Genomic DNA, 16,686 nt, shown 5'->3' on the forward strand with positions numbered 1-16,686 from the left:
AGGTTGCGCGGCGATTCGGGCAGGATAAGGGGATGAGCTCACGCTCGGAAGGGGGATCTGATGGCTGACGGCAAAGTGCTGGAGTTCCGCGGAGTCACCAAGATCTTCGGTGACGTCGCGGCGGTGTCCGACTTCACCGCGCGCATCGAGCCCGGTGTCGTGACCGGCTTCGTCGGCCCGAACGGCGCCGGCAAGTCGACGACGCTGCGCATCCTGCTCGGCGACATCGCCCCCACGCAGGGCACGGCGCTGATCGACGGCGTGGTCTACAAGAAGCTCAGCAACCCCCGGCGCACCGTCGGCGCGCTGCTCGAGAGCACCCCCTACAAGGCGCGCCGCACGGCCGAGCGCCACCTGATCCTCGCGGCCCGCGCGATCGGCGTCCCCGTGTCGCGCGTCGACGAGGTGCTCGAGGTGGTCGGCCTCAGCGGCGTGGGCGGCATGCGCATCGGCGGGTTCTCGCTCGGCATGCGCCAGCGCCTCGGTGTCGCCGAGGCGCTGCTCGGCGACCCGGACGTCCTGGTGTTCGACGAGCCCGCCAACGGCCTCGACCCCGAGGGCATCCGCTGGATGCGCCTGCTGATGCGCCGCCTCGCCGACGAGGGCCGCACGGTCCTGATGTCGTCGCACGTGCTCAGCGAGGTGCAGCAGGTCGCCGACAACATCCTGATCATCTCGAACGGCCGACTGCTGTTCTCGGGCGGCATCGAGCAGCTGGCCGACGCCGAGCTGGTCGTCGCGGTCGACTCGCCCCAGCGCGCTGAGCTGCGCGATGTGCTGCGCGAGCACGGCTACGAGTTCGAGCTGCTGCGATCGGGCATCAACGTGCTCGGCGCGCGGCCGTCCGAGATCGGCGAGCTCGCCGCCCAGGCGGGTGTGCCGCTGTCATCGCTCTCGCTGAAGCAGCAGAACCTCGAGGACGTCTTCCTCAAGATCGTCAACGGCACGTGGCAGGGTCCGGCCTCCGACGCGCCCACGGAGGGCGACGAGCCGGCGCAGGACACCCCCGAGAGGGGCGCGGTGCCGCCGATGCCGAGCGCCGTCACCGCCGCGCCCGCGGCCGATCTCACGGCCGCGCCCGAGCCGGTCACGCCGAGCGCGTCCGAGTCCGAGCCCCTCGATGAGGCGCAGCCCACCGCCACCGTGCTCGATGCCGGCCCGGCGACCGCGCACGACCCGCTCGCGTTCCTGGATCGCCCGCTGACCGAGGTGGAGAAGGACGTGGAGGCCGGCGAGGCCGCGCTCATCGCCGCCTCGCCCGAGGGCGAGCCGCCCACGGCCGGCTGGGTCCCCACCCCCGAGGTGGTGCCGTCGCCCGCCGAGGAGGACGCCGACGACCCGGATCAGCTCGAGACGGCCGACGAGACGATCGAGCTGCCCGACGACGCCGACGGCACCGAGGCCGGCGAGGACGACCCCGCCGAGTACGCCGATGCCGGCGCCGTTGCGCTCGTGGAGGAGGCCCCCGCCGACTCCGGATCGGCGAACGAGGAGCCCTCAGAGCACGAGGAGCTCGAGGGGCTCGATCCGATGGAGAACGCGGCGCATGACGACGCCGACGAGGACGCCGACGCCGAGCACGTGGGCGCCGCAGAGCCGACCGGTGAGACGACCGGGATGTGGGATCAGCCGGACGACGAAGGGAACGAACCAGTGCGCGATGACGCGGATCAGCCCGACGAGCTCGAGACCGCCGACGAGGTGCTCGAGGTGGCGGCCGAGTCGGCCGAGGCCGACGGCGGCGCCCTCCCCGAGGTGCACGCCTCGGTCGACGAGCTCAAGCCGGACCCGGAGCCGACCTGGCCCGGCGAGCCGGAGCACCGCGAGCAGTAGGACTGACGCGCTCGGCGCGGGCGAGCCGGAGGAATCCGGCTCGCCTCAGCCGTGCCGCCGCATCAGCCCGAGCGAGCGAGCGCGCTGCAGGGCCTGGTCGCGCGTGGTGACGCCCAGCTTCAGATAGAGCGCGCGCAGGTGGCTCTTGACCGTGTTGAGCGACAGATGCAGGTCGCGGGCCATCTCCGGGCGGCTGGCACCGGTCGCCAGGGCCGCCAGCACACGATGCTCCCCCTCGGTGAGCACCACGTCGCCCTGTCCGGTGAGCGCCCGCGTGCGGTAGTGGTCGAACTCGGCCAGCGCGCCCTCGGGGGCCAGGGCGCGCAGCAGCTCGCGCTCGGGCGCGGTGAGCATCGCGAACGGCGACCACAGCCCGTGGTGATTGGCGAGGGCGGCGACCTCGGCGGCGGCGGCCGGGCGATCCTGCTCCCTCGCGGCGAGGAACCGCACCAGCAGCACGAAGATCTGCACCGCCGGCATGCCGTTCTCGATGCTGGCCGCGGCCTCGGCGGCGGCCGCCGGGCGCGTGCGGACCAGCGCGAGCGCCGAGATCGCGCGGGCCGCCTCGGATCGCGCCGCGTAGGGCGGCCGCGGGGCGACGATGTGCGGGGCGAGGCCGCTGATGATCGCGTGACCGAGGTCCATGCTCGCCGCCGTGCGCGGCAGCCGGGGCCCGGGGTGCGCCTCGGCGTCCTGCACGAAGCGGGCCATCAGCTGCTCGTCCTCGGCGAGCCCCGCCGCGGTGAGGCGGATCACGTGCATCGGGCCCCAGAAGTCGGCGGTGGGGTAGTCCGACTCGACCAGCCGCAGCACCTCGAGAGCCCCCATCGGATCGGCCCGTGACGTCAGCAGCGACGCCTTCGCGATGTGCGCGGGCTTGGCGAGGTGGCTGCCGTCCCATCCCTCGGGCCATGCGGAGGGGTCGATGCGCAGGAGGCGCTGCTCGGTCGAGTTCATCCGCCCCTCGACCGCATCGAGGAGCGCGAGCAGCGCCTGCGCGCGGTTGATGCGCACGGGCAGCTCGGCGGCGGCCGCGTGCACGGCGAGCGCCTCGAACACCCGGCGCGCCGCCATGCCGTCGCCCCCGAGGTAGAGGCTGATGCCCGCCTGGTCGAGCCCCATCGCGACGGCCTCGGCCTCCTGCCCGGTCGCGCGGCGCGCGATCGCGATCGGCTCGAGCACCTCCACCGCGCGATGCGTGTGATGGAGCATGCGCTCGTTGTCACCGAGGCGGCGGTGCGCCATGCTCATCACCGCGTGGGCGACGGCGCGGGGAACCGGCTCGGTGAGCTCGCCGATCCGGGAGCCCGACCGGGTGGCGACGGTGAAGTACGCATCGGCACGGCCGCGGGTCTGATCCCGCGCGTACATGGCCACGCCGGCGCGCAGGGCCAGCATCGGGTACTCGCGCAGATCGCTCGGCTCCAGCCGCGTCAGCCGGCCGCCGAGGGGAGAGGTGAAGGGGTGCTCGCGCCACGCGACGCGGTCGGCCTCGGCCAGGTCGCCCGCGCGCAGCGCGCGTTCGAGGGCCGTGTCGGCGGTCGCCGGGCGGTCGAACCGCAGCGAGACCCCGTGGGCCTCGCGAGCATCGCGCAGGACCGCGGCGCGCGCGGTCTCCGGGACAGGGCCGATGACGGTCAGGCCGAGCGACGTGGACACCTGAGCCAGCGCCGCGCGCGCGATGTCCCCGGGGTCGCCCGAGCCTCCCGCGAGGGCGACCACCGCGCGGTACAGGGCCTCGTCCGGCAGCAGCCCGGCGCGGTGCACCGACGTCAGGATCGCCGCCCAGACCCCGGCGCGCGTCGGCGCTTCGGGCCCCAGGGGCACCGTGACCACCGCCGCCGTGGCGGGGGCCACTCTGCGCGCTGCCGGGTCGTCCCCCGGTGACGGAACCTGTGATCTGTACATGTGCTGGTCGGATGCTCCCACGTACGCGAACTCTGGCGCGAGCATCAATAGCGGTCATGAGCCGCGCCCGACCGCCTTTTCGTCCCTCGTTTCACCCGGAGGACGAATCGCGCGGACTCGGGCCCCGGGAGCTCCCGGTGAGAGGGTGGGCCGAGGGAGCGGGAGCACGCCGGCACTCCCCCGGCCTCCGCGATGGCCGCGGCGTATCTCCCCAGATAGAGACCGGACCGGTGCGGATGAGGCCCGCGGGTAAGGCGCCCTCACACGGCAAGGATGCCCGTCGCGCGCGCCCGCTGTCCGGGCATCGGGGTGCGGACATCCCCAATTTCACCCCGGGGACGGAAAGGGCACCATTCGAGGCGGTGCGTACCGGGCGACCGGCGCGACCGCGCCGGCGTCAGGCCTCCGCCTGACCCGTCTCGAGGCGGAGGGCCTTGGCGAGCGCGGAACCGTGCCGAGTCGACAGGATCAGCCGGCTGAACCGCTCGTGCCCCTCGAGGTCGATCACCACGCCCGGGCGCCCGTGACGCACCGCGACGAAGTCGTCGCCCTGGGCCGACCGCCAGGTGCCGAGCGATACCAGCCGCGGGACGTGGACACCGGGGGCGCGCACGCCGCGCAGCCAGGTGACGGGCTCGTCGGTGAGCTGCAGGCGCGCGATCTCGGCGCGCGAGAACCGCAGCCCGCCCCGCTGGCGCGCGAGCAGACGCTCGGTGCGCGTCAGCACGATCTCGAGCTGGTGCTGGTCGAGCAGCAGAGTCACCATGAACCCATCCTGCCCGGCGGGCCGCCCGCGGCATCGCACATCGCGACAACGATGCAGGGTTGTGATCCCGGCCCCGATCCGGCCCCGGCGCCGCGATCTCGGTGCGAGGATGAACCGATGACCCTGCTCGATCCCGGCACCTCCACGCTCGACGCCGCCCTGATGCGGGCCGAAGCGGGTGCCGTGCTGGGCGTCGCGGACGCCGAGGCCCTGCTCTCGGCGACGGGCGATGCGCTCGAGCGCCTGCTCGATGCGGCCGCGCGCGCGCGCGACGCCGGGCTCGCGGTTATCGGCCGCCCGGGGGTCATCACGTACTCGCGCAAGGTGTTCATCCCCCTCACCACGCTGTGCCGTGACCGGTGCCACTACTGCATCTTCGTCGACACCCCGGGACAGCTGCTCACCCAGCACAAGCCGACCTATATGTCGCGCGAGCAGGTGCTGGCGGTGGCTCGCCAGGGCCAGGCGCTCGGCTGCAAGGAGGCCCTGCTCACCCTCGGCGACCGCCCCGAGGACCGCTGGCCGGAGGCACGGGCCTGGCTCGACGAGCAGGGCTACATGTCGACGCTGGAATACGTCGCCGACATGGCACGCGCGATCACCGCCGAGACGGGCCTGCTCGCCCATCTGAACCCCGGCATCATGACCCCCGACGAGCTCGCGATGCTGCGGCCCGTGGCGCCGTCGATGGGCGTCATGCTCGAGACCACCTCGCGCGCGCTCTACGAGGAGCCGGGTCGCGTGCACTACGGCTCGCCCGACAAGGATCCCGCCGTGCGCCTGCAGCTGCTGGAGGACGCCGGCGCGGCACGGGTGCCGTTCACCACCGGTGTGCTGATCGGCATCGGCGAGACGCTGCACGACCGCGCCGAATCGCTCGTCGCGCTGCGCTCCGCTGCCGAGCGCCACGGGCACATCCAGGAGGTGATCGTGCAGAACTTCCGCGCCAAGCCGCGGACGGCCGCCGGATCCCTCGCCGACGCCGACTTCACCGAGTACCTCGCCGCGGTCGCCGTGGCGCGTCTTGTGCTGGGCCCCGGCATGCGCGTGCAGGTGCCGCCGAACCTCTCGGACCCGGCCGAGCTCGGGCTGCTGCTGCGCGCCGGCGCCGACGACTGGGGCGGGGTGTCGCCCCTGACCGCCGACCACGTGAACCCCGAGCGGCCGTGGCCCCACGTCGACGACCTGGCGCGATTCACCGCCGAGGCCGGGTTCACGCTCGCGGAGCGGCTGACGGCGCATCCGCCCTACCTGAACGACGAGTGGCTCGATCCGGCGATCAGGGACGCGACCCTGGCGCTGGCGGACCCCGATACCGGGCTCGCACGCGCGGGGACCGGGCACGCCGCAGACTCCGCCCACCCCCTCGGCGAGGACGGCGGATCGCACCTCGGCGTCGGCGCCCCCGCCGGGAAGAGCGGGTTCGGCCGTCTCCTGGAGGCCGCCGCCGCCGCTCCCGCGTCGCTCGACGACGCCGAGTGGGAGATCCTGCTGCGGGCCTCGGGCGACGACGCCGCGGCCCTCGCCGCGACGGCCGACGACGTGCGGCGATACACCGTGGGCGAGGCGCTCACGATCGTCGCGAACCGCAACGTCGCGTCGGCGAACTTCCGCCGCACCCCCACCGGCGAGCCCGACACGTACGATCTCGCGACCCTGGAGGCCATCGCCCGGGACGCCGAGGACCTCGGACTGACCGAGATCTGCGTGCAGGGCCTCGTCGCCCCCGGGGAGGATGCTGCGTCCTACCTGGATCTGGCCCGGGCCGTGAAGTATGCCGCTCCGGGCATGCACCTGCACGCGTTCCGCCCGCAGGACGTGGACGACCTCGCGGAGCGCTCGGGGCTCGGCCTCGACGGCGCCCTCGCGGCGATGCGCGAGGCCGGCGTCGACACCGTCCCGGGCACCGGCGTGAAGATCCTGAGCGAGCGCGTGCGCGCGCTGATCGCGCCCGGCGACATCTCGATCGACCGGTGGCGCGAGAACCTCACCGCGGCCCACCGCGCGGGCTTCCGGTCGACCTCGGTGCTGTTCTACGGCCACGTCGAGACGGCCGCCGAACGCATCTCGCACCTGCGCGAGCTGATCCGGATCCAGCACGAGACCGCCGGATTCACCGAGTTCGTGCCGATCCCGCTACCCGCCCCCCTCGGCGGCGGCGTGCCGCTCGTCGACGGCCGCGCCGAGCTGGACGAGCACCGCTCGATGGTCGCCGTCTCGCGCCTGATGCTGTCGGGCGTGATCCCCCACGTGCAGATCCCGTGGACCCGCCACGGCATCCCCACGAGCATCGAGCTGCTGCGCTCGGGCGGCGACGACCTCGGCGGCACGCTGCTCGACGGCCGAGTGCTGCCCGGTGCGGGCGTCGAGCGGAGGCTCGAGCTTCCGCTCACCGAGGCGCGCGACATCGCCCGACGGCTGTTCCGCCCCTTCCGCCAGCGCTCCACGACCTACGGCGACGTCTTCCGCGCGACGGGCAGGGGTCGCTCGTGAGCGAGCCGATCGCCCGCGACGACCTCGGCCCGGGCACCGTTCGAGTGGGCACGGTTCGAGTGGGCACCGTCATCGTCGGCGCGGGCTTCGCGGGCATCGCCGCGGCGCTCGCCCTGAAGGCCGCGGGCGACGACGACTTCGTCATCCTCGAGCGCGCCGACGCCGTCGGCGGCACCTGGCGCGACAACGTCTACCCCGGCGTTGCCTGCGATGTGCCCGCCCACCTCTACGGGCTCTCGTCGCATCCGTGGCCCGAGTGGTCGCGCACCTTCGCTCCTGGCGCCGAGATCCGCGCGTACCTCGAGCGCGTCGTCGCCTCCGAGGGGCTCGACCGGCACCTGCGCCTGGGGGTCGCGATGGCGTCGGCCGCCTGGGCCGACGGCGGATGGACGCTGAGCCTCTCGGCGGGTGGCGGGGACCCCGCCGGCGACCTGCGCGCCCGCAGCCTCGTGCTCGCGGCCGGCCGCCTCACCGAGCCGCTGATCCCCGAGATCCCGGGGCTCGAGGCCTTCCCCGGCCCGGTGTTCCACTCGGCCCGGTGGGACGAGAGCCTGCGCATCCACAACGCCCGCATCGCCGTCGTCGGCACCGGCGCGAGCGCGATCCAGCTTGCGCCCGAGCTCGCCCGGCGCGGCGCGGACGTGCGGCTGTTCCAGCGCACGCCGGCCTGGATCGTGCCGCGCCGCGATCGCGCGTACGCGCGCGCCGAGCAGGACGGCTGGCGCACCGATCCGGCCTCCCTCGCCGCGCTGCGAGACGAGCTGTACGCCGAGGGCGAGGACCGGTTCGCCTCGCGCTCGGGAGACCCCGTCGCCGCCGCCGAGGCACGAGAGGTCGCCCTCCGGCACCTGGCCCGCCACGTCCCGGATCCCGAGCTGCGCGCCGCCCTCACGCCGGACTACGCGTTCGGCTGCAAGCGCGTGGTGCTGAGCGACGACTTCTACCCCGCGATCGCGTCCGGCATGGTCACCCTCGAGCCCTCGGCCCTCGCGCGGGTGGAGGACAACGTGCTCGTCTCGGCCGGCGGCGCCCGGCACGAGGTCGACATCGTGGTGCTCGCCACCGGCTTCGAGGCCGCCCGGCAGCCGTACGCCCGGCTCGTCACGGGCGAGGACGGCATCAGCCTCGACGATCACTGGCGTGACGGCATGACCTCGGTCGGCTCGACGCTTGTGCACGGGTTCCCGAACCTCTTCGTCCTCAACGGCCCGAACGCGTCGCTCGGCCACAGCTCGGCCGTGCTGATCATGGAGGAGCAGGCGGCCTTCGCCGCGTCCCTCATCGCGCGCCGCGAGACGATCCGCGTCACCGAGGACGACGAGCGGGCCTACACGTCCGAGATCGCCGAGCGCGCGGCGGGCACGCCGTGGACGTCGGGAACCTGCCGCAACTGGTACACCGACCCCCGCTCCGGCCGCCTCACGCTGCTGTGGCCCGGCACGGTCGACGACTTCCGTGTCCGCCTCTCCGAGGTGCGCGCCACGATCCTCTCCCCCGCACTGACCGCCTGATCCGACCCACGACCCCAGGAGCCTCATGACCATTCCGATGCGCTTCGGCTACAAGGCCTCGTCCGAGCAGTTCGGCCCGCGCGAGCTGCTCGACTACGCGGTGCTGGCCGAGGAGATGGGCTTCGACAGCGTCTTCCTCTCCGACCACATGCAGCCGTGGATGCACGACGGCGGGCACGCCCCCGCCGCGCTCCCCTGGCTGGGCGCGGCCGGCGAGCGCACGTCGCGGGTGCTGCTGGGCACCTCCGTGCTCACGCCGACGTTCCGATACCACCCGGGAGTCGTCGCCCAGGCGTTCGGCACGCTCGGCGCGATGCACCCTGGCCGGTTCATCCTGGGCGTCGGGACGGGCGAGGCGCTCAACGAGGTGACCCTCGGTCTCGATTGGCCCGAGTCGCCCGAGCGGTTCCAGCGCATGAAGGAGGCGATCACCCTGATCCGCCGCCTCTGGACCGACGAGCGCGTGACCTTCGACGGCACCTACTACTCCACGAGCAACGCGACGATCTACGACCGTCCCGAGACCCAGGTGCCGATCTACATCGGCGCCTCGGGACCGGCCGCCACGCGCCTCGCGGGCCGTATGGCCGACGGCTGGATCACCACCAGCGGCAAGGATCCGTCGCTCTACACCGACAACCTGCTCCCCGCCTTCGACGAGGGCCTGGAGAAGGGCGGGCGATCGCGCGACGATGTCGACACCCTCATCGAGGTGAAGGTGTCGTTCCGGCCCGACCTCGCCCAGGCCACCGAGAACACCCGCTTCTGGGCCCCGCTCGCACTCAAGCCCGACGAGAAGACCGGGATCCACGACCCCATCGAGATGCAGCGTCGCGCCGAGGAGCTGCCGATCGAGCGCGCGGCGTCGCGGTTCATCGTGTCGGACGACGTCGAGCAGCACATCGAGGCCATCGCCAAGAACGTCGAGCTCGGCTTCCGTCACCTCGTCTTCCACGACCCGGGCCACGACCAGGAGGCCTTCCTCCGTCTGTACGGCGAGCAGGTGCTGCCGCGCCTGCGCGAGCGCTTCCGTTGAGCGGGATCCGTCGGTGAGGCGGGGCTGGACGCTCGTCGTCCCCGTGAAGGGATCGACGGGCAAGTCCCGCCTCGCGCATCCGGATCGCGCCGAGCTCGCCACCGCGATCGCGCTCGACACGGTCGAGGCCGCGCGCCGGGCGACGGCGGTGCGGGAGGTGGTGGTCGTCACGGGCGATCCGGTGATCGCGCCGCTGCTCGAGCAGGCAGGATCATCCGGCGTGCCCGTGCGGCTGATCCCGGATCCCGGCACCGGCCTGAACGGGGCGATCGCCGCGGGCCTGGGCGCGGCCGGCGGCGACCGCGCCGTGATGCTCGGCGATCTGCCCGCCCTGCATGCCGCGGATCTCGACGCGGCCCTCGCGCTGGCCTCGGCGCACGCGCGATCCTTCGTGCCCGACGCAGAGGGGTCGGGCACCACCCTGATCGCCGCGCGAGCGGGGGAGACGCTCGAGCCCGCGTTCGGCGCCGATTCGGCCGCGCGTCACGCCGCCGCGGGCCACGCGCCGCTCGACGTCGCGGCGAGCTCGTCGCTGCGCCGCGACGTCGACACCGCCGAGCAGCTGCGCGCGGCCGCCGTGCTCGGCCTCGGGCCGCGGACGGCCGCGCTGCTGTAGGCCGAGGCGGCGCGGGCCGCCCCGGCCGGCGCCCGTCACACCGGCGGCGCCGCCGGTCGCGCGGACCCGTGGGTGTAGACCGCGAAGTCCTCGACCACCATGTCGGCCGGGCTGGGCGTGGTGCTGTCCGGGAGGCCGGGCCAGGCGCCGCCGATCGCGATGTTGAACACCGCGAACATGTCGTCGGTCGGGATGTTCTTGCCCGCATACCGCCCGACCTGGACGCCGTCGATCCAGAAGCTCACGACGTCACGCTCCCACCAGACCGCGTAGTCGTGCACCTCGTCGGCCCACGAGCCGTCGGTGCGGGTCACGATCGAGGCGAGCCCGGTCTTCTTCGCGCCGTGCACCGAGGAGACGGCCTCGTTCCACCACGGGCTCGCCGCCTCGACGATGTCGATCTCCGAGGTGTTGCGCCCTCCCACCGTGTTCCACATCCAGAACGCGGGCCAGAACCCCTGCCCCTCGGGCAGCTTGATCGACGCGGTGACGTAGGAGCCGGGCTTGATGATCACGTTGCGCATCTCGACGCCGCCCGAGAGCCACTCGGTGCCGACCTTCTCGGCGCGCAGGCGCATGCCGCCGCCCTCCAGCGGCGCGACCTGCGAGGTCGCGTAGCGCTGGATCTCGCCGTTCTTCCATGCCGGCTGGTTCAGGATCCGCGTCATCGCGAGATCCTCCGCCGGGAAGGTCGTGTCGTACGCCACGGCCCAGCCGGGGGCGGGCGTCTCGGCGGCGTGGGCGGCGGTCGGCGTCAGGGCGATCAGCCCGCCGATCAGCGTGAGCGCCAGGGCGCTGCGGAAGTGCTTCATCTGGGGTTTCTTCCTCGAATGGTCCCTCCTCCCCCGCGCTCAGTCTGGCAGGACGGCGCTCCCCCCGATCGACACCCGGAGGGTGCGCACCTCGAACGGCGTGAGCTCCAGGGCCACCTCCTGCCGCTGGGTGAGAGTCGCGGGGGCGAGCGTCGGATCCCCGTCCTCGATGAGCGACACGGTCTCGACCGCCGCGACCTCCCGACCGAACCGCAGCGCACCCGAGACGCGGCGCCCGTAGGGCTCGTACACGCGCACGATCAGGTCGCCCGAGCGGTCGGCCGCGAGCTTGACGGCCGAGACGATCAGGCCGGGCGACGCCGTCACCACGGGCCCGACCGGGGACCCGGTCACCTCCCGCGCCGGCAGGTTCATCACGAGCCCGGCGGCCGTGGCGTCCTCGATGCCCGCCCCGATGACCCAGGCGTAGCGGTGGGTCTGCGTGCCCTGATCCGTCTCGGGATCAGGGAAGCGCGGCGCGCGCAGCAGAGACAGGCGCACCGTCGTGGTGACGCCGTGCTCGGGGGTGGAGTCGCGCGTGACGTCATAGCCGTAGGTCGAGTCCGTGATGAGCGCGACGCCGAAGCCCGGCTCGGCGACGTGCACGAACCGGTGCATGGACGTCTCGAACTTCGCCGCCTCCCAGCTGGTGTTGGTGTGCGTCACCCGCTTGGCATAGCCGAACTGCGTCTCGGCGGCCGTGTGCTCGGCCTGGATGGCGAGCGGGAACGCGAGCTTGAGGAACTTCTCCGTCTCGCGCCAGTCGGTCGACTGCGCGAACTCCAGCACCCGCGATCCCGCGCGCAGCGTGATCCGCTGCTCGAGAGATGAGAGCGAGAACGCCCGGGCGACGACCACGGTGACGGATCCGGGTCCCTCCTCCAGCGTCAGCGAGGCGGCCGCGCGCAGGTCGTCCACGCGGTTGCGGTAGAAGCGGTCGACGTCCCACGCGTCCCACATGTTGGGGAAGTCCTGGTGCAGCTGCAGCAGGTTCGCCTCGGCGCCGGCGGGCACGGCGTCGCGCCCCGTCGCGAGGTCGATCGCGGAGGTGATGAGCCCCTCCCCCGTGATCATCACCCGGACGAGGTCGTTCTCGAGGACGAAGCCGCCCCCCGCCGCCTCGGCCGACACACGTCCGCGGGCGGGAACGGCGACCGCCGCCCCGAGCGCCGGCACCCCGTCGCGCGCGACCGGCGCGGCGTTGAACACCACGGGCTCGGAGCCGGAGGGCTCGGAGCCGGATTCGGAGCCGCCGCGGGCGAGCACCGCCTGGGCCTCGTCGATGAGGGCGCGAGCCGCGGCCGCGACCCGGGCGTACTGCTCGACCGCCTCGCGGTGCACCCAGGCGATCGATGTGCCCGGCAGGATGTCGTGGAACTGCTGCAGCAGCACCTGCTGCCACAGCGCGTCGAGCTCGTCGTACGGGTAGTCGGCGCCCGTCCAGAAGGTCGCCGATGCCGCCCACAGCTCGGCCTCGATCAGCAGGTGCTCGGTGAGGCGGTTGCCCTGCTTCGTGCGGTGCTGGCTGGTGAGCGTGGCGCGATGCAGCTCCAGGTACAGCTCGCCGACCCACACGGGCGGGTCGGGCAGCTCCTGCCGCGCCCGGTCGAAGAACGCGTCGGGGTGCTCCCACCGCACCCTCGCCGATCCCTCGAGGTCGGCCAGCCGCTTCGCCTTGCCCGTCATCTCGCGGGTGGTGCCGCCGCCGCCGTCGCCCCAGCCCACGGGCGCGATCGAGCCGGAGGCGAGCCGCGACTCGCGGAACTGCCGCGTCGCGCGGGCGACCTCGGCACCCGACAGCTCGGAGTTGTACGTGTCCATCGGCGGGAAGTGACTGAACACCCGTGACCCGTCGATCCCCTCCCACGCGAACGTGTGGTGCGGGAAGCGATTCACCTGGTTCCACGAGATCTTCTGGGTGAAGAACCACTCGAAGCCGGCCCGGCGCATCAGCTGCGGCAGCGCGGGCGAGTACCCGAACGAGTCCGGCAGCCACACGCCCTTCGAGCGGACGCCGAACTCCTCCTCGAAGAAGCGCTGGCCGTAGAGGAACTGCCGCACGATCGCCTCGCCCGTGGGCATCACGGTGTCCGACTCGACCCACATGCCGCCCAGCGGCAGGAAGCGCCCCGCCGCGACGGCCTCGCGCACCTTGGCGTGCACCTCGGGCCGGTGCTCCCGGATCCATGCATACTGCTGCGCGCTGGACATCCCGTAGACGAAGTCGTCGGTCTCGCCGATCAGGTCGGTGATCGAGGACGCCGTGCGCGCCACCTTGCGGATCGTCTCCCGCACCGGCCACAGCCAGGCCGAGTCGATGTGCGCGTGGCCGACCGCCGAGATCTCGTGGGCCGAGGCCTCGGCGGGCGACGCGAGCGCCGGCGCGAGGGCCGCACGCGCCTCGGCGGCCGACCCGGCGATGTCCTGCAGGTCGACGCGATCGAGGGCGTCGTCGAGCGCCTGCAGGATGCGCATGCGCCGGGGGCCGGACTCGGGGAGCTCGGCCTGCAGCTCGAGCAGCACCTCGACGTCGAGCGCGAGCTCGAAGACCTCCTTCTCGAACACCGCGAGATCGAAATGCCTGGTCGTGTACAGGTTCTGGCGCGACGCCGTCGCGAGGTCGCCCTGTCGGGTGGGCCGGAAGGGCAGGCCGGAGCCGAAGTGGGCGACATCGAGCAGCACCGGGTTCGATGCCGCCTCGATGAAGAACTCCAGGCTCTCGCCGCCGGTCGCGGCCTCGGCGATCCTGACCCACTGGTTGCGCGGGTTGAGCGACTTCACGGGCTCGCCGGAGGGCAGGTGCACAAGACCCTCGCACTGGAATCCGGTCATGCCGACGTCGAAGCCGAGGTCGACGAGCGCCTCGACCCGTCGGCCCGCCCACTCGTCGGGCACGCGGCCGCTCACCCGGAACCAGGTCGTCCCCCACGCAGCGCCCCACGACGATCCCGTCTCGAACGGGGCGTAGGCGAGCGCGAGGCCGTCGGCGGGGGCGATGGGCTCGCCCGGCAGCTCGTGGAACTCCACGTCGAGCGGCACGCGTCGGGCGTGCACGGCGGGCAGGATCCGCTCGTTGAGCACGCGGCGGGCGCGGCCGACGGTGAGCGGGATGTCGTTGTGCATGGGGGCTCCGCATCTGAACGGGTGAACCCCACCACGCTGGCGGACCGAGCCGCCGTGGTCAACAGATCGGCGGCGGATCCGCTCTCAGCGGCGCAACACGAGCGCGGCCGCGCCGACGAGCGGGCCCTCGTCGCCCAGGCCGCTGCGGACGACGCGGGTCGCCTGCGCGTAGGACAGGACCGCCGACGAGCGCAGCGCCGTCGCCACGAGATCGACGTAGTCGTCGGAGACGCGCGAGAAGCCGCCGCTGATCGCGATCACCTCGAGGTCGAGCAGGGTCGACGCGTTGGCCAGGCCGAGGCCGACGTATCCGGCCGAGCGCTCGATCGCGGCGCGCGCGATCCGATCCCCCGCCTGCGCATCGCGGGCCAGGTCCTCCCCCGTCGATCCGCTCCAGCCCTGCTGCCGGGCCCAGCCGACCGTCGGCGGGCCCGCGGCGAGCTCCTCGAGGGTCATCGCGCCCTCGGACCCGCCGATCACCATCTGGCCGAGGTGACCGGCGTTTCCCGACGCGCCGCCGATCGAGGCGCCGTCCACCACGATCCCGCCGCCGACGCCCGTCGACACAACGATCGACAGCGAGGCGCGGGCGCCCGCCGCGGCGCCGATCCACGACTCCGCCAGGGCGATGCACGCGCCGTCATGGCGGAAGCCCGTGACGAAATCGGTGCGGCCGAGTACGCCGGAGACTACCTCGGTCGCGGTCGGCGCGAGGGCGAAGCCGTGCAGCCCGGGCATGTTCACGGGCATGATGTCGCCCGCGGCCAGGTCGATCGGCCCGGCGCTGCCGATGCCCACGCCGACGAACTCGGCGCCCTCGGGAAGCTCCGCGAGCGCGCGCGTTGTGGTCGCGATGAGGGCCTGCTCCATACCCGTGGGCGTGAGCTCGCGCCCCGTCGGCACGCGGTTGCGGCTCGCGGCCAGCACCTCGCCCGTCTCGGTGACAAGCGCGGCGTCGAGCTTGGTTCCGCCCAGATCCAGGGCGAGGGCGAAGGCGGTCACGTCTACTGCGGGTCGAGGCCGAGGTCGGCGAGGACGATGGCCGAGCGCCATTCGAGGCCCTCGGCCTCGATGGCGGCCTGCGCGCCCGTCGAGCGGTCGACGATCGTGGCCACGGCCACGACCTCGGCGCCCGCCTTGCGCAGCGCCTCGACGGCCTTCAGCGGCGACTGGCCGGTGGTGGAGGTGTCCTCGACCACAACGACGCGCTTGCCCGCGACCTCGGCGCCCTCGATCTGGCGACCGCGGCCGTGGTCCTTCGGCTCCTTGCGCACGACGAAGGCGTCGATCGGGCGGTCGGTCTTGACCGACTCGTGCATCATCGCGTTGGCGATGGGGTCGGCGCCGAGGGTCAGACCGCCGACGGCCGCGACGTCCGGGATGTCCTTGATCAGGTCGAGCATGATGCGCCCGATCGCGGGGGCCGCGCGGTGGTCGAGCGTCAGCTTGCGCATGTCGACGTAGTACGTCGCCTTCTTGCCGCTCGAGAGCGTGAAGTCGCCGTGGAACACCGCCTCGTCGTTGATGAGGGCGATGAGCGCCTGGCGGTCGGCTTCGAGTTCGGGCGTGGATGCGGCCATGCCGCCAGTCTAGAAGGGGCGGTCCGCTCTGCCCTGTTCGCGGGCGCGATCCGGGCGGCGGCGATGTCGGACGGCCCGCCTAGGCTGGACGCATGCGGCTTGCCACCTGGAACGTCAACTCGGTCCGCGCCCGCGTCGGGCGCATCGTCGCCTTCGCCGAGCGCGAGCACATCGATGTGCTGGCGATGCAGGAGATCAAGTGCAAGCCCGAGCAGTTCCCCTTCGCAGAGTTCGAGGCGGCCGGCTACCACGTCGAGGCGCACGGCCTGAATCAGTGGAACGGCGTGGCCATCGCGAGCCGCGAACCCATCGAGGACGTGGAGCATTCCTTCCCCGGCATGCCCGGATTCCTCAAGGGGCATGAAGGCCCGGACGCGCCACTCGAGGCCCGCGCGATCGGCGCCACGGTCGGCGGTGTGCGCGTCTGGAGCCTGTACGTGCCGAACGGCCGCTCGCTGGGCGACCCGCACTACGACTACAAGCTTCACTGGCTGAAGGCGCTCGAAGAGCACACGCGCCAGCAGCTCGCGCGCGACCCCGACCTTCCCCTCGCGCTGGTCGGCGACTTCAACATCGCCCCCACCGATGCCGACAACGGCGACCCGCAGGTCGTCGAGGGAGCGAGCACCCACGTCTCGCCGCAGGAGCGTCAGGCGTTCGCAGACCTCGAGAGCGCCGGCCTCGTCGACGTCGTGCGTCCCCTCGTGCCCGAGGGCTTCACCTACTGGGACTACAAGGCCATCAAGTTCGTGCGCAATCAGGGCATGCGCATCGACTTCATCCTCGGATCGCGCGCCCTCGCCGATGCCGTGACAGGCGCCGCGATCCACCGCGACGAGCGCAAGGGCGATGCGCCGAGCGACCACGTGCCGGTCGTCGTCGACCTCGACTTCCCGGCCGATGGCGAGGACGACGACCTCCCGATGATCTTCGGCTGACACAGCCCTGCACGGCGACGTGCCAGCGATCGGCGGCGGCACGCCGACCATCCGCCTGCACAGCGCACGC

Annotated in this window: 12 protein-coding genes; 6 read left to right on the forward strand and 6 right to left on the reverse strand. The window is 73.0% G+C overall.

Annotated elements, in window-relative coordinates; genetic code table 11:
* Window positions 1-60: 60 nt before the first annotated feature.
* The gene (locus tag ACOKGD_RS14730; protein ID WP_342335851.1) at window positions 61-1,833 is read left to right on the forward strand and encodes an ATP-binding cassette domain-containing protein; all 1,773 of its coding nucleotides are present in this window, start codon (window positions 61-63) and stop codon (window positions 1,831-1,833) included.
* Window positions 1,834-1,878: 45 nt separating this feature from the next.
* On the opposite strand, the gene ACOKGD_RS14735 is transcribed toward ACOKGD_RS14730, so the two are convergent.
* Together ACOKGD_RS14735 and ACOKGD_RS14740 are read right to left on the reverse strand one after the other, a co-directional pair.
* Window positions 1,879-3,690, reverse strand: coding sequence for a helix-turn-helix transcriptional regulator (locus tag ACOKGD_RS14735; protein ID WP_342335852.1), 1,812 nt, complete (start codon window positions 3,688-3,690; stop codon window positions 1,879-1,881).
* A gap of 448 nt (window positions 3,691-4,138) precedes the next feature.
* Entirely contained in the window at window positions 4,139-4,507 is a 369-nt protein-coding gene (locus ACOKGD_RS14740) for a hypothetical protein (protein WP_342335854.1), read from the reverse strand.
* A gap of 117 nt (window positions 4,508-4,624) precedes the next feature.
* Here ACOKGD_RS14740 and cofG point away from each other — a divergent pair, with 117 nt between their 5' ends.
* Genes cofG through cofC form a run of 4 tightly spaced genes read left to right on the forward strand, consistent with a single transcriptional unit; the run spans window position 4,625 to window position 10,163 of the window.
* Window positions 4,625-7,000, forward strand: coding sequence for a 7,8-didemethyl-8-hydroxy-5-deazariboflavin synthase CofG (cofG, locus tag ACOKGD_RS14745; protein WP_342335856.1), 2,376 nt, complete (start codon window positions 4,625-4,627; stop codon window positions 6,998-7,000).
* Window positions 6,997-8,511, forward strand: coding sequence for a flavin-containing monooxygenase (locus ACOKGD_RS14750; protein WP_342335857.1), 1,515 nt, complete (start codon window positions 6,997-6,999; stop codon window positions 8,509-8,511). The genes cofG and ACOKGD_RS14750 overlap by 4 nt, the downstream gene beginning before the upstream one ends.
* A gap of 25 nt (window positions 8,512-8,536) precedes the next feature.
* The gene (gene fgd / locus ACOKGD_RS14755; RefSeq protein WP_342335858.1) at window positions 8,537-9,547 is read left to right on the forward strand and encodes a glucose-6-phosphate dehydrogenase (coenzyme-F420); all 1,011 of its coding nucleotides are present in this window, start codon (window positions 8,537-8,539) and stop codon (window positions 9,545-9,547) included.
* 13 nt (window positions 9,548-9,560) lie between these two features.
* Window positions 9,561-10,163, forward strand: a complete 603-nt coding sequence (gene cofC, locus ACOKGD_RS14760; RefSeq protein WP_342335860.1) for a 2-phospho-L-lactate guanylyltransferase — start codon at window positions 9,561-9,563, stop codon at window positions 10,161-10,163.
* Between the two features lie 35 nt (window positions 10,164-10,198).
* On the opposite strand, the gene ACOKGD_RS14765 is transcribed toward cofC, so the two are convergent.
* From ACOKGD_RS14765 to pyrE, 4 genes are all read right to left on the reverse strand, one after another.
* A complete protein-coding gene (locus ACOKGD_RS14765; RefSeq protein ID WP_342335862.1) occupies window positions 10,199-10,975 on the reverse strand; it encodes a glycoside hydrolase family 16 protein in 777 nt (258 codons plus the stop codon).
* A gap of 39 nt (window positions 10,976-11,014) precedes the next feature.
* Window positions 11,015-14,098 carry an alpha-mannosidase gene (locus ACOKGD_RS14770; protein WP_342335863.1) on the reverse strand — a complete coding sequence of 1,028 codons (3,084 nt, stop codon included), beginning with the start codon at window positions 14,096-14,098 and terminating at the stop codon, window positions 11,015-11,017.
* Window positions 14,099-14,182: 84 nt separating this feature from the next.
* Complete coding sequence (locus ACOKGD_RS14775) at window positions 14,183-15,100, reverse strand: ROK family protein (protein ID WP_342335864.1); 918 nt, start codon at window positions 15,098-15,100, stop codon at window positions 14,183-14,185.
* Between the two features lie 2 nt (window positions 15,101-15,102).
* Window positions 15,103-15,678 carry an orotate phosphoribosyltransferase gene (gene pyrE / locus ACOKGD_RS14780; protein ID WP_342335866.1) on the reverse strand — a complete coding sequence of 192 codons (576 nt, stop codon included), beginning with the start codon at window positions 15,676-15,678 and terminating at the stop codon, window positions 15,103-15,105.
* Between the two features lie 92 nt (window positions 15,679-15,770).
* Here pyrE and ACOKGD_RS14785 point away from each other — a divergent pair, with 92 nt between their 5' ends.
* The gene (locus ACOKGD_RS14785) at window positions 15,771-16,616 is read left to right on the forward strand and encodes an exodeoxyribonuclease III (RefSeq protein ID WP_342335868.1); all 846 of its coding nucleotides are present in this window, start codon (window positions 15,771-15,773) and stop codon (window positions 16,614-16,616) included.
* Window positions 16,617-16,686 lie beyond the last annotated feature (70 nt).

The organism is Microbacterium phosphatis (assembly GCF_049177115.1).
Taxonomy (GTDB): domain Bacteria; phylum Actinomycetota; class Actinomycetes; order Actinomycetales; family Microbacteriaceae; genus Microbacterium; species Microbacterium phosphatis.

Excerpts from the sequence above, each read along its gene's own strand:
- pyrE (WP_342335866.1), bottom strand. The coding sequence starts at position 15,678 with ATGGCCGCATCCACGCCCGAACTCGAAGCCGACCGCCAGGCGCTCATC.
- ACOKGD_RS14765 (WP_342335862.1), bottom strand. The coding sequence starts at position 10,975 with ATGAAGCACTTCCGCAGCGCCCTGGCGCTCACGCTGATCGGCGGGCTG.
- fgd (WP_342335858.1), top strand. The coding sequence starts at position 8,537 with ATGACCATTCCGATGCGCTTCGGCTACAAGGCCTCGTCCGAGCAGTTC.
- ACOKGD_RS14770 (WP_342335863.1), bottom strand. The coding sequence starts at position 14,098 with ATGCACAACGACATCCCGCTCACCGTCGGCCGCGCCCGCCGCGTGCTC.
- cofG (WP_342335856.1), top strand. The coding sequence starts at position 4,625 with ATGACCCTGCTCGATCCCGGCACCTCCACGCTCGACGCCGCCCTGATG.
- ACOKGD_RS14785 (WP_342335868.1), top strand. The coding sequence starts at position 15,771 with ATGCGGCTTGCCACCTGGAACGTCAACTCGGTCCGCGCCCGCGTCGGG.
- ACOKGD_RS14730 (WP_342335851.1), top strand. The coding sequence starts at position 61 with ATGGCTGACGGCAAAGTGCTGGAGTTCCGCGGAGTCACCAAGATCTTC.
- ACOKGD_RS14740 (WP_342335854.1), bottom strand. The coding sequence starts at position 4,507 with ATGGTGACTCTGCTGCTCGACCAGCACCAGCTCGAGATCGTGCTGACG.